This is a genomic window from Streptomyces sp. NPDC088817 (assembly GCF_044750345.1).
GTDB lineage: Bacteria > Actinomycetota > Actinomycetes > Streptomycetales > Streptomycetaceae > Streptomyces.
Genome location: NZ_JBIVJN010000008.1, coordinates 216981 through 229304 on the forward strand (window position 1 = coordinate 216981; position 12324 = coordinate 229304).

Annotated in this window: 12 protein-coding genes; 4 read left to right on the top strand and 8 right to left on the bottom strand. The window is 74.2% G+C overall.

What is annotated here, in order from left to right:
• The first annotated feature begins 88 nt into the window (after nucleotides 1-88).
• Nucleotides 89-502: a subtilase-type protease inhibitor gene (locus tag ACIP4X_RS17315; protein WP_401348992.1), complete on the top strand. Its 414-nt coding sequence runs from the start codon at nucleotides 89-91 to the stop codon at nucleotides 500-502.
• 163 nt (nucleotides 503-665) lie between these two features.
• Here the strand turns inward: ACIP4X_RS17315 and ACIP4X_RS17320 are convergent, their stop codons facing one another.
• The 4 genes from ACIP4X_RS17320 to ACIP4X_RS17335 form a co-directional block, all read right to left on the bottom strand.
• A complete protein-coding gene (locus tag ACIP4X_RS17320; protein ID WP_391454532.1) occupies nucleotides 666-908 on the bottom strand; it encodes a CDGSH iron-sulfur domain-containing protein in 243 nt (80 codons plus the stop codon).
• Complete coding sequence (locus ACIP4X_RS17325) at nucleotides 880-1551, bottom strand: HemK2/MTQ2 family protein methyltransferase (protein WP_358729745.1); 672 nt, start codon at nucleotides 1549-1551, stop codon at nucleotides 880-882. Before ACIP4X_RS17325 ends, ACIP4X_RS17320 begins: the two co-directional genes overlap by 29 nt.
• A gap of 22 nt (nucleotides 1552-1573) precedes the next feature.
• Complete coding sequence (locus ACIP4X_RS17330) at nucleotides 1574-2587, bottom strand: iron-containing redox enzyme family protein (protein ID WP_391454528.1); 1014 nt, start codon at nucleotides 2585-2587, stop codon at nucleotides 1574-1576.
• A gap of 77 nt (nucleotides 2588-2664) precedes the next feature.
• Nucleotides 2665-2871 (bottom strand): hypothetical protein, encoded by a 207-nt coding sequence (locus tag ACIP4X_RS17335; protein WP_391454526.1) that lies wholly within the window; start codon nucleotides 2869-2871, stop codon nucleotides 2665-2667.
• Between the two features lie 187 nt (nucleotides 2872-3058).
• Here ACIP4X_RS17335 and ACIP4X_RS17340 point away from each other — a divergent pair, with 187 nt between their 5' ends.
• Complete coding sequence (locus tag ACIP4X_RS17340; RefSeq protein WP_391454524.1) at nucleotides 3059-3586, top strand: SRPBCC domain-containing protein; 528 nt, start codon at nucleotides 3059-3061, stop codon at nucleotides 3584-3586.
• Between the two features lie 38 nt (nucleotides 3587-3624).
• Here ACIP4X_RS17340 and ACIP4X_RS17345 read toward each other — a convergent pair whose 3' ends face one another.
• From ACIP4X_RS17345 to ACIP4X_RS17360, 4 genes are all read right to left on the bottom strand, one after another.
• Nucleotides 3625-6441 (bottom strand): NHLP bacteriocin export ABC transporter permease/ATPase subunit, encoded by a 2817-nt coding sequence (locus ACIP4X_RS17345; protein WP_391454521.1) that lies wholly within the window; start codon nucleotides 6439-6441, stop codon nucleotides 3625-3627.
• Nucleotide 6442: 1 nt separating this feature from the next.
• A complete protein-coding gene (locus ACIP4X_RS17350) occupies nucleotides 6443-8665 on the bottom strand; it encodes an NHLP family bacteriocin export ABC transporter peptidase/permease/ATPase subunit (protein WP_358729740.1) in 2223 nt (740 codons plus the stop codon).
• Nucleotides 8662-9468 (bottom strand): HlyD family efflux transporter periplasmic adaptor subunit, encoded by an 807-nt coding sequence (locus ACIP4X_RS17355; RefSeq protein ID WP_358729739.1) that lies wholly within the window; start codon nucleotides 9466-9468, stop codon nucleotides 8662-8664. The genes ACIP4X_RS17350 and ACIP4X_RS17355 overlap by 4 nt, the downstream gene beginning before the upstream one ends.
• Nucleotides 9469-9546: 78 nt before the next feature.
• Nucleotides 9547-9762, bottom strand: a complete 216-nt coding sequence (locus ACIP4X_RS17360; RefSeq protein ID WP_358729738.1) for a type A2 lantipeptide — start codon at nucleotides 9760-9762, stop codon at nucleotides 9547-9549.
• A 617-nt stretch (nucleotides 9763-10379) separates the two neighbouring features.
• Between ACIP4X_RS17360 and ACIP4X_RS17365 the strand changes: the two genes are divergently transcribed.
• Both ACIP4X_RS17365 and ACIP4X_RS17370 read left to right on the top strand, forming a co-directional pair.
• On the top strand, nucleotides 10380-11639 hold the full coding sequence (locus ACIP4X_RS17365) for a S1 family peptidase (protein ID WP_358729737.1): 1260 nt from the start codon (nucleotides 10380-10382) through the stop codon (nucleotides 11637-11639).
• A gap of 295 nt (nucleotides 11640-11934) precedes the next feature.
• Nucleotides 11935-12252, top strand: coding sequence for a hypothetical protein (locus ACIP4X_RS17370; RefSeq protein ID WP_358729736.1), 318 nt, complete (start codon nucleotides 11935-11937; stop codon nucleotides 12250-12252).
• Nucleotides 12253-12324 lie beyond the last annotated feature (72 nt).

Consider the following 12324-nt stretch of genomic DNA (forward strand, 5'->3'; position numbering starts at 1 on the left):
CGCGGACTCGGCAGACTCCGGCACGCCGCCCCGGCACCGACCGAGCCCGGACCGGCACCCGACGACTTCCGGCGGAAGGAAACGCACGATGCGGAACACCGCACGCTGGGCAGCGACTCTCGGCCTGACGGCCACCGCCGTCTGCGGACCCCTCGCCGGACCGGCCGCCGCCGCGGTCCACGCCCCCTCGACCCTGGTGCTCACCGTGGGCCACGGCGTCGCCGCGGCGGTCGCCGCACCCGAGCGCGCCGTCACCCTGAGCTGCGCCCCCACGCCCTCCGGCACCCACCCGGCGGCGAGCGAGGCGTGCGCGGAACTGCGCGGCACGGACGGCGACTTCGCGACGCTCAGGCCGGGCGACCACGTGGTGTGCACCAAGGAGTACAACCCCGTGGTGGTCACGGCCGAGGGCGTGTGGCAGGGCAGGCGCGTCTCCTACGAGCGCACCTACGCCAACGAGTGCGTGAAGAACGCTTCGGTGACGAGCGTCTTCGCGTTCTGAGAGCCGGAATCGCGCGTCCCGAGCGCGCCTGGAGGTCCCGTGGCTGGGGAGCGCGGGGCCCACGGCGGGGACGGGGCGATTCCGCACCAGGGGCCGGCGGGCGGAGTGGGGCCGCCCGCCGGCCCCTGGCACAGGCCGCGGCACCGCCGAGGCGGGGCGTCCGCTACGCCCGGTCGCGGTGGCTGGTGTCGCACCAGGGGTAGCGGCGGCTGCGGCGGCAGGTGCACAGGGCGACGCGGAAGCGGTCCGAGAAGACGGTGCTGCCGTCCTCCAGTTCCACCTCGACCGGCCCGTCGACCAGGATCGGACCGCGGCGCCGCATCGTGACCCGGCGGGGCGGGCCGGGCCGCGGTCCGTCCGCGGAGGTGTTCGGGGCGTCACCCTTGTCGGGGCGGGCGTTCGGCACGGATCACCACCAGCTCTTCCCTCTCGTCGGCCGCTTCCGCCGCGGACAGCAGACCGCGCTCACGCAGCCAGCCGCTCCGCGACCGCAGGACGGGGCCGAAGGCGATGAGGCGGCGGCGCACCACCGCTGCCTCCAGGCCGGCCGCACGCAGCCGGCGCAGGCTCAGGCCGGGATCGCTCAGCGCGGAGTGCACGACCAGCAGCACGCCACCGGGCCGCAGCAGCCGGGGCGCGTCCCGGCAGATCCGGTCCAGGACGAGCCGCCCGTCGCGGCCCGCGTCCCAGGCCCGGCGCCTGCCGCGCGGCCCGCGCCGGGTGTCGGGGGCCGGGACGTACGGCGGGTTGGCGAGGACCAGGTCGAAGGACCGTCCGCGCACCGGACCGAAGAGGTTCCCGCGGTGGATGCGGACCGGAAGCCGGCTGCGCCGGGCGTTGAGCCGGGCCGTCCACACCGCGCGCCAGGACACGTCCACCGCCGTCACCCGGGCTCCCCGCCGGGCGGCCACCAGCGCCAGCGCGCCGCTCCCGGTGCCCACGTCGAGGACCCGCGCGCCCGGCTCCCACGGTTCGTCGGACAGGGCCTCGGCCAGCAGCGCGGTGTCGTCCTGCGGGGCGTAGACACCCGGCAGCAGCAGTGCGTTCACATCCGGCGGGTACCCCGGGCATTCAGGAGATACCGGTCGTTTCCGCCGCGAGGGGTGTCCGCAGCGACGACCGCCCTGCCCGCCAGTCGGCGAGCAGCCGTCCGGCCAAGCGGTCCTCCAGGTACCCGGTCGCGTCGACGCCGAAGGCCACGTCGGACGCCAGCTCCGGCTCCTCGGCCAGCAGCCCGCCGATGACGTCGTGGCGTACGACCTGCTCGTGCACCGCGTCCGCCTCCACGTGCTCGTCGTAGAAGAAGCGCGCGGCCGGCCCCGCGCCCGTCCGGCGCATGGCCTCGGCCAGTCGGCGGGAGCCGGGGGAGGAGGTGATCTCGACCGCGGCGAAATGCCCCACCAGGGCGCCCCGCAGCTCGCGGTGCAGGCCGAACAGGGACATCAGGTTCACCGTCGCCAGCGCTTCCGCAGTGGCCGCGTCCAGGTGGCGGCCGTACGCCGTGTCCAGGCCCAGGTCCGCCATCAGGTCCGCGAACAGCCGGGCGTGGACGCGCTCGGCGCGGCCGCCGCCCCACTCGTCGAACTCGACCGCCGCCATCGCCGCCTTGGCCCGGCCCCACAGGCGCGGCAGCACCCAGGCATGCGGGTCGGCCTCCTTGAGGTGGTACAGGGAGCGCTGTGCCGCGTACTCGCGCAGCTGCCACAGCGTGCCCTCGTCCCGCAGGTAGTGGCTGACGCCGGTGCCGTCGACCGGCTCGACGAGCAGCTCCGCGAGTGCCTCGTCGAGGCTGTCGTGCACGGGCGTGTCGGCGCGCAGGGCGGTCAGGAAGCGGTGCTCCAGAGCCGAGCGGACCGCCAGCAGGGCCGGGTCCCACTCGTACCGGGCCTCGACCTCCGCGAAACCGCGGTAGTGCAGCTCGTAGCAGAGGTACAGGGCGAGCTGGAGATCGTCGCCGTACGCCGCCGCGCCGCCGGCGTCCTCGGCGCGGGGCAGCGGACCGGTGCCCCGCAGATACGCCGTCACGGCCGCGGAGACCGGCCCACGGGCGGGAGGCAGCTCGGGTCCTCGCCGATCGTCGGCCATGGGCCCCGGGTACCCGTGACGCCCGGCGGGCCACATCCGTCCTTCCCGGCCGGACAGGCGCGCCGGGGCCGCCCGGGTCAATCGCCCTCGGACTCCTCCTCGGCCCGGGTGTTCGGCGTGGTGGCATCGCCCGCCTCGCCCCGGTGGCGCCGCCCGGCGGCGCCGGTGACATCCCTCTCGGCGTCCTCGAACTCGCGCAGCGCCTCGCCCGCCGCCGTCTCCGGCCGGTCGGCGCGCCGCTCGCCGCCGCCGGTGTTCCCGCGCTTCCCGGGCTTCTCGGCCATGACCGCCTCCTGTCCTCGTCCGGTTCGCTTCGGGCGGAACCACGCGGCCACTGGGGCGGCCGGTGGTTGATCTCGTGCCCCACGCGTACCCGGACCGGCGGTTCCATGCGTCCCGCACGGGCCCGGCCCGGTACATTCCGTCGACGCCGACCCCTCTCCCGAGGCAGACCCCGAAGGACTGATCCCCATGCTCGCGGACCTCACCGGCACGTTTCTGCGGCTCGGCGACGACCGCCCCGCCCTTCGCTTCACCCGCATCCACGGCCACCCCGTGGACCGCGTCTGGCACTTCGTGACCGACCCCGGCGAACTCGCGCAGTGGTTCCCCTTCCGCGCCGAGATGGACCTGCGGCCCGGCGGCGCCATCGCCTTCCGCGGGGAGACGGGGGCGGAGGAGTTCACCGGCACCGTGCTCGCCGTCGACCCGCCCCGCCATCTGTCCTTCGAGTGGGGCGACGGCGAACTCCACTTCGACCTCGAAGAGATCGACGACCGGCACACCCGCTTCACCCTCACCGACGTCCTCGCCACCGAGGACACCGCCGCCCGCAACGGCGCCGGCTGGGAGGTCTGCCTGGCCGCCCTGGACGCCAGGGCGCGCGGCGAGCGCTTCGAGGGACCGCATGCCGGAGTGCACGCCCCGTGGAAGGGCTTCTACGAGGCGTACGTCGCCGCCGGAGTCCCCTCCGGTGCCCCGATCCCGGGCCGGGACTGACACGGTCCGGGCCACCGCGCGACGGCCCGGACCGGCGCTCACGCCAGCTGCCGCCGCACCAGTTCGTGCAGCCGCCCGCCCGTGTCCGCGAGCAGTTCGGCGGGCGGCCCCTGCTGGACGACCCTGCCGTCCTCCAGCACGACGACCCGGTCCGCGTCCAGCACCGTCGACAGCCGGTGGGCGATGACGACGCGGGTGGCATTGAGCTTGCGGGTGCTCTCGATCACCGTGCGCTGCGTCTCGTTGTCCAGCGCGCTGGTCGCCTCGTCGAAGAAGAGGATCCGCGGCCGGCGCGCCAGCGCCTGGGCGATCATCAGCCGCTGCCGCTGGCCGCCGGAGACCGCGCCGCCTCCCGAGACGATCGTGTGCAGGCCCATCGGCATCCGCTCGATGTCCCGCGCGAGGCCCGCCAGCTCGGCCGCCGCCATCGCGTCCTCGGCCGTGCACGGCTCCGTGCCGCGGATGACGTCCAGGATCGAACCGGTGAACGGCTGCGCGTGCTGGAGCACGACCCCGCACTGCCGGCGCACGGCCGACTGGTCCAGGGCCGCCAGGTCCTGGCCGTCGTACAGCACGCTGCCGGACAGCGGCCGGTCGAACCCGATCAGCAGCCTCAGCAGCGTCGACTTGCCGCAGCCGCTGGGCCCGACGATCGCCACGAACTCGCCCGGCCGCACCCCGAAGGACACGTCGTCCAGGACCAGCGGCCCGTCGTCGGTGTAGCGGAACGACAGCCGGCGCGCCTCGATCGCCCCGGACAGCGGCCCCGGCCGGGTACTGGCCGGGCGCACCTCGGGTGTGGCGTCCAGCACGGGCCTGATCTCCTCCAGCAGCGGCAGCGCGGCCACCGCCGAGACGAAGGCGCCGGTCAGCTGGGTGACCGAGGTCAGCAGCATCGTCACCGAGGTGTTGAAGGCCAGGAACGCCGCCGCCGACATGGAACCGCGCGCCGGGCCCGCCAGCAGCACGAACATCAGCAGCGTGCACACCGGCAGGTACACCGCGCCCAGCACCGTGGTGAGGTTCTTGATCCGGCCCACCTTCTGCTGAAGCTCACGGCCGCGCGCGAACTGTGACGCCCAGGCGGCGTACGCGTAGTTCTCGGCCGCCGCCACCCGCAGCTTCGGCAGCCCGCGCAGTGTCTGGAAGGCCTGGTTGTTCAGCTTGTTGGTGAGCACGACAAGATGCCGCTGCCACCGCGCCTGCCACAGCCCGAGCCCGAGGAACACGGCGCCGATCACCACCAGCATGCCGAGCGCCGCCAGCGCCATGGACGCGCTGTACCAGAACAGCAGCCCCAGGTTCACCGCGCCCACGGTCACCGACTGGACGACCACCGGGCCCACCCCCGCGAGCAGCCGCCGGATCGCACCGACCCCCATGGCCGCGCTCGCCAGCTCACCGGTGGAGCGCTCGGTGAAGAACTTCGTCGGCAGCCGCAGCAGCCGGTCCCACACGGCCGACTGGAGGGTGGCCTCGATACGGCCCTCGAGGCGCAGGACGGTCAGGTTCTGAAGGAGCATGAAGGCCGCCGCCACCACACTGCTGATGATCACGGCCAGGCACATCCGCGAGATGAGACCCTGCTCGGCTCTCGGCACGTACTCGCCGAGCACCTTGCCGGTCGCGATGGGCACCAGCGCTCCGAGCGCGACCGTCACCAGCCCGGCGGACAGCAGGTTCAGCAGATCGCCGCGGGTGCCGCGCAGGCTGAACCGCAGCAGCCCGGACGGGCCGAGCGGGCGGTCGGGCAGCGGCCGGTAGAACATCACCGCGCGCGGCTCGAACTCCTCCGCGTTCGCCTTCTCCACCGGGTTCTCCCGCCCGGTGGCCGGATGTACGGCGACGTATCCGCCGCGCCGCCACAGCAGCGCGACCGGCGCCCCGGACAGTGCCCGGCGGCCCACCAGCGGACCGATGTCCTCCCGCCACCAGCGGCCCTGAAGGCGTACGGTCCTGGTGCGCACCCGGGAGGCCAGGGCGACCCGCTCCACCGGGTCGAGCCGGTCGCTCCCGGTGCCGGCCCGGGGCGGTGCGGCCAGTGTGATCCCGGCGGCCCGGGCGACCAGCTCGCAGGCCGCGTACCCGGCGTCGGCGTCGGCGGCCGTGGGCCGTCCCGCCGAGAACCGGCCGATGGACGCCAGCAGCGTCCGGTCGGCCTGGGCGCGCACCGCCTCACCGGCCCTGATGCCTGCGGCCGTCCGCGTCTCGTGGGTGCGCTCCAGCTCCTCGATCCAGCGGTCCAGGGCGGTCAGCAGCCGGTACTGCTGGTCGACCATGCTCTGCCACAGGGCGGGGTCCATCAGCAGGTCGGCCGCGGCCCGGTCGCCGTACAGCGCCCCGTACCGCACGCTGCCCGGCGGTACCCGCATCCAGAACACGTCGTCGTCCGTGGGCGCCGCCGCCCGCTCCTCGGCCATCGGCGCCTGGAACAGCACGGACAGGCCGCGGCCCACGCCCAGCGCTAGGGCGTACTCCAGCGGGCTGGTCTGCGGCGGCACGTACCGGGGATTGCCGTACTCGTCGTACGACCAGGTCTCGGTGCCCGCCGGCCGGTACAGCTCGCGCAGCCCGATGCGGCGCACCACGCAGTCGCGCAGCGGGCGCGCGACCAGGGTGTGCCGCGGGCCCGTGACGGGACCGAGCAGCAGCGAGCCCGCCTCCAGCCGGCCCAGGTGGTGCCAGTGGCCCTGCTGTACCGCGTCGACCGCGAACAGGTCCACCGCGCCGGCCGTGACCAGCCACAGCTCCTGGGGGCCCGCCAGGTCGAGCCGGCTGAAGCCCGAGCAGTCGATCGGCGTGCCCAGGGAGCCGAGCGCCCCGACCACGAGATCCGGCTCGCCCGCTGTCGTCATCTCACCGCTCCCTGACCAGCGCCGCGTACGCGCCGCCGCGCGCCACCAGTTCCCCGTGCCGCCCGCGCTCGACGACCGTGCCGTGCTGGAGCACGACGATCTCGTCGCTGTCGCGCACGGTGGACAGCCGGTGCGCGATCACCACGCAGGCGCAGCCGCGCCGCCGCAGGTTGTCCATCACGGTCTGCTCGGTCTCGGCGTCCAGCGCGCTGGTCACCTCGTCGAGCACGAGGATGCTGGGCCTGCGCACCAACGCGCGGGCGATCTCCAGGCGTTGGCGCTGCCCACCGGAGAAGTTGCGGCCGTCCTGCTCGACCCTGCTGTGGATGCCGCCGGGGCGGCGCGTCACGACCTCGTAGAGGGCCGCGTCGCGCAGCGCCTCCACCACGGCGTCGTCCGGGATCGACGGGTCCCACAGGGCCACGTTGTCGCGGACCGTGCCCTCGAAGAGGAACACGTCCTGGTCGACGAACGACACGGAGGCCGCCAGCGCCCCGCGCGGGATGTCCTCCAGGCGCAGCCCGTCGATGCGGATCACCCCGTCCCAGGGCGTGTAGAGGCCCGAGATCAGACGGGAGACGGTCGACTTGCCGCTGCCGGAGCCGCCGACGAGCGCCACCTGCCGGCCCGGTCCGACGGTCAGGTCGAAGCCGGTCAGCAGCGGCTTGTCCAGCGGGCTGTAGCCGAAGGTGATGTTCTCCAGCTCCACGTGCCCGTGCAGCCGCCGGGCGGAGTCCGAGCCGCGGGGGCGGGTGTACAGGGGGTCGGCCTGGAAGTTCTCGACGTCCTTCAGCCGGGCCACGTCCGCCGCGAAGTCCTGGATGCGGCCCGCGACGCCGTTGAGCCGGGTCAGCGGCGCGGTGAACCGGGTCACCAGCGCCTGGAACGCGACCAGCAGTCCGATCGAGATGTGCCCCTCGACGGCCCGTGTTCCGCCGATCCACAGGATCAGCGCGCTGTTGAGGGTGGCGAGCGCCGGGGCGACCACACCCAGCCAGGCGGTCGGCACCCCGAGCCGCTGCTGCTCCTCCAGGGTGGCGGCGTGCTGCCCGGCCCACTTGCGGAAGTAGCCGTCCTCGCCGCCGGTCGCCTTCATCGTCTCGATCAACTGAAGCCCGGTGTAGGCGGTGTTGGTCAGCCGGGCGTTGTCCGCGCGCAGCTTCGCCGTGCGGGTGGCGCGCAGCCGTACGACGACCCGCATCGCCACGACGTTCAGCAGGGCCACGCCGATGCCGACGAACGTCAGCTGCGGGTCGTAGGTGTAGAGCAGCAACGCGTACAGCACCACGACCACCGCGTCGACGCCCGCCGCCGCCAGATCGCGGGCGAGGGTCTCGGCCACCTGGTCGTTGGAGGCCAGCCGCTGCACCAGGTCGGCCGGGGCGCGCTGGGCGAAGAAGGTGACCGGCAGCCGCAGCAGGTGCCGCAGGAAGCGGGCGGCGGCGAGCGTGGAGGAGACGAGGCGCCCGTGCAGCAGGTTGGCCTGCTGCAACCAGGTCAGTACGACGGTGAGCAGGACGCACGCGCCCATCGACGCGAACAGCACGCCCAGCAGCGAGGTCCGGCCGCCGATCAGGTAGGTGTCGATGTAGGTCCGGCTGAGCGCGGGCACCGCCGCGCCGACCGCGACCAGCAGCAGACTGGCCAGCACCGCCGCCGGCATCGTGCCCGCGGTGCCGCGCATCCGGGCCGGCAGGGCGCCCAGGACTCCGGGCCTGCGGCCGCCCTTCTGGAAGTCCTCGCCGGGCTCCATCACGAGCACGACACCGGTGTAGCTGGTGTCGAAGTCGTCCATGGGCACGAAACGGCGGCCCTTGCCGGGGTCGTTGACGTACACCCCGCGCCGGCCGAGGCGGCGGCCCATGCCGTCGTAGACGACGTAGTGGTTGAACTCCCAGAAGAGGACGGCCGGTGCCTCCACCCCGGCGAGGGCGGCGGTGTCCATCTGCATGCCCTTGGCCGTCAGACCGTAACCGCGGGCCGCCTTCAGCAGGTTGCTCGCCCGTGAGCCGTCCCGGGAGACGCCGCAGGCGATCCGCAGTTCCTCCAGCGGGACATGGCGTCCGTAGTGGCCGAGGACCATGGCGAGCGAGGCGGCGCCGCACTCCACGGCCTCCATCTGGAGCACGGTCGGCGTGCGGACCGTCCTGCCCCGCGCCTTGGGGACGGGCCGTGCGGGCCGGGCGGCGCGTCGGCGGCCGCGGGTCTCCTGGGTGGTGGTCACGGCAGCAGCCAATCGAGGGGACGCTGGTCGGCCAGCCGGATCGAGGCGGTGGCCGCGGTCATGGAGTCGAGCCGGTACGGCGGGCCCCCGGCGGAGGACCAGGTGAGGCCGCTCTCCGTCGTGGACGAGGTGTCGAGGCCCACGAGTACGGCGACGGGCCGGCCGTTCCGGGTGAACTGCTCGCCGAGCCGGCTGTCCCCGAGGAAGGCGGCGATCCGCTGCGCCGACTGGGCCGACCGGTCCACCGCCTTCACATGGCCGCGCAGCACGCCGTAGCGCTGGGCGGGCACCGAGGACACGGTCAGGTCGACCGGGGCGCCGGCGGGGATGGCGGCGGCGTTCTCGGCGGGCACGTACACGGTCGCGTACAGCGGGTCGGAGGCGTGGGCGACCTTCTCCACGGCGGCGACGTCCGCGCCGGTGGAGATGATCCGGCCGATGGTGGCGGCGAGCGCGGTGATCCGCCCGGCGGCCACCGTGCGCACGGTCTGCTCGCCCCGGCCGGTGCGCACCGTGAGCACGGGCGAGTTCGCGGGCAGCCGCTGACCCTCCTCGGCGAGGACCGCGGTGACCTGTCCGGCGACCGGACTCTGCAGGACGTAACTGCCCTGCCCGTGCGTGAGGATGGCGGGCGCGCCGACCGTGGAGGCGACCGATCCCGTCACGGCCCATAGCGACGCGGCCGCCATGGCGACGAGGGTGACGGACAGGACGAGCCATCCCTGGGGACGGGCGAGCCGCACCGGGAGGTCGAGTTCCTCCGGAGACTGGAGCTTGGCGAGGGCCTGTTGTCGGAACTGCACGTTACGGCTTTCTGCGGCAACCGCGAGTCCCGGAACCGGCGTTCGGCGGTCCCGGGACTCGGCGGTGACGAGGTGCGATCAGAGACCGGCGACCAGGTTGGCGACCGGGGCGGTGCTCAGACCGGTGGCGCCCTCGACGGTGCCGACGGCCGTGTTCACCACGCCGGAGACCGGGACAACGCCGTCCACCAGGCCGGTGGCGGTGCCCAGGGCGTTCACGGACAGGCCGCCGGAGACGTTGTCGAGGTCGGCGTCGGAGATCTCGGCGGTCTCAACCTGGGGGGTCGTGTTCATGATTGGAACGTCCCTTCATATGGATGTCTCACAAGGGGGGAGCGGCCCTCTCCGTGGAAGAACGGCCGCGAACGCGGGTGCCGGGTCCCGCTTCCCGAGCGCCCGGCCGGGGTCCCGCGCTGCGATGGATGTAAGCACGCTGCCGCCCGCCGATTCCACTCAACCAAGCCCCTCACCAGCGCACTTGCCAACGAGGCCGGAGAACCGTGCAGGCCCGGAAACGGTATGGCGGCGACTTCTTCACACGCCGCACCGCATCGGCGCACCGCCTCCCTTGCCGACGCGCCGGTCGACCGGGAGCCGGGCGCCGAAGACCGCGCGGGGGGCGCACGGTTGTGCAGATCCTCCGAACACGGTGACCCCGCTGGGCATTCGATGTGCAGATTCACCGAAGCCCGGATTCCGCTTCCTGTTCGCAACCGAACGTCGCCTTGCGGTAGCGGAACGTGCCATACGGCCCTGCCGGGCGCCGAGTTGGCCGATTCGGCGCGATCGCGGGGGAGTTGGCGAACGGGATTGAACACGGCGGCCGCCCCCTGCGTACCAACGGCTGTCCAGGCGTCCCCCCAACCGCCCCGGACGGCGGCACGGACCCCGTCCCCAGGAGGTCGAGAAGTTTGAGTCACAAGCGAATTCCGAAGCGCAGGGCCGCGATAGCGGCGGGCGGCGTGGTGGCGCTCGGAGCGGCGGCGATACTGCTTCCGAACGCCAACGCCTCCCAGGACGGCGCTGCGGACGACGCCACCCCCAGGACCCTCAAGGCCGCGGACGCCTCGGGTCTCTCCACCCGGCTCGCCGCGGCGCTCGGCGACTCCTTCGCCGGCTCCTACTACGACAGCGCCGGACAGCGGCTCGTCGTCAACATCGCGGGCTCGGACGCCGACGCCGTCCTCCGCGCGAGGAAGGCGGGCGCGGCCGTCCGCCAGGTCGGCAACAGCACCGTCGCCCTGAAGTCCGCCGCCCGGACCCTGAAGACCGAGGCCACCATCCCCGGCACCTCCTGGGCCGTCGACCCGCGCACCAACAAGGTCGTGGTCACCGCCGACAGCACGGTCACCGGCGCACAGTGGAGCAGACTCCAGGCCACCGTCCGCGGTCTCGGCTCCGGCATGGCGACCCTGAAGAAGTCCGCCGGCACCTTCAAGACCTTCGCCGCCGGCGGCGACGCCATCTTCGCCCGGACGCAGGGCGGCACCGTCCGCTGCTCCCTCGGCTTCAACGTCACCGCGAGCGACGGCAGCCCCGCCTTCCTGACCGCCGGGCACTGCGGCGTCTCGGCCGCGCAGTGGTCCGACTCCCAGAACGGCGGGCCGGTGGCCACCGTGGACCAGGCCACCTTCCCCGGCAGCGACCTCGCCCTCGTCACGTACGACGACCCGGCGACCCAGGCGCCGAGCACGGTCGACGTCGGCAACGGGCAGAGCGTCCGGATCAACAGGGCGGCCGAGGCCACCGTCGGCGCGACGGTGTTCCGCATGGGCAGCACCACCGGACTGCACAACGGCACGGTCACCGGCCTCGACGCCACCGTCAACTTCCAGAGCGACAACGGCGGCGTCGACACCGTCACCGGTCTCATCCAGACCAACGTCTGCGCCGAGCCCGGCGACAGCGGCGGCCCCCTGTTCACCCAGGACGGCGGCGCCGTCGGCCTCACCTCCGGCGGCAGCGGCGACTGCACCCGGGGCGGCGAGACCTTCTTCCAGCCGGTCACCACCGCCCTCGAGGCCACGGGCGCGTCCTTCGGCGCGGGCACCGACGCGGCCGGCGCGACGGAGCAGCAGTCGGACACCGGCCAGTCCGGTGCGCAGCAGTCCGGTGCCGGAGGCCACCACTCCGGCCCGGCCTACGGATCCGGGCGCGGCCGGACCCACTGATCGGCCCCCCGAGCGGCTACCCCCTGAGCCGTTCGCCCCGGGCCGCTGACCGGCTCCCCCCACGCCACCGGTCTGCCGGCCGGTGGCAGCCGGTCAGTGCGTCGGTCCGGCCCTCCCGGCGGAGGGCCGGACCGACCAGACTTCCGACGGCCCCACGCTCCGTCACCCGTCCCGTGCGGGCGAGCCGGTGCCGTGCCGCCGCCCGCGCGCCCGCGACCCGCCACATGGGTGTGCCATGTCCCCGCCCGGCAGGTCGGGACCGCAGCGCGCGCAGGTCGTGCTTAGGGTCCGGGCTGTGTCACACACCTTCGAAGAGCTCGTGGCCAAGCAGCGGGCGGCCGACGAGGCACACGCCCGGGTCGAGCAGCTGCGCCGGAACTACGGACCGCCCGCGCAGGCGCGGTGGACCGGCGCGCAGAGCGAGACGTACGAGACGGCGTGGCGGGCCTGGCGCGACCTTGCCCGTGATCTCCAGGCCGCCCTGGGCGAGTACGCGAGCGACGAGGGCAGGCCGCGCACCGAGATCGAGGCCGATGTGGAGCGGGCCGCCCGATCGGCCCAGGAGGCGGGCGAGGGCGGCCGGGACGAGGGCGGCGGAGCGCAGGAGCCGTGAGCCCGGCACGGCGCGGGCGCACCGCGCGCGGCGGCGCGGGCGAGCGGCTCGCCGGCTTCCTCGACGCCCGGC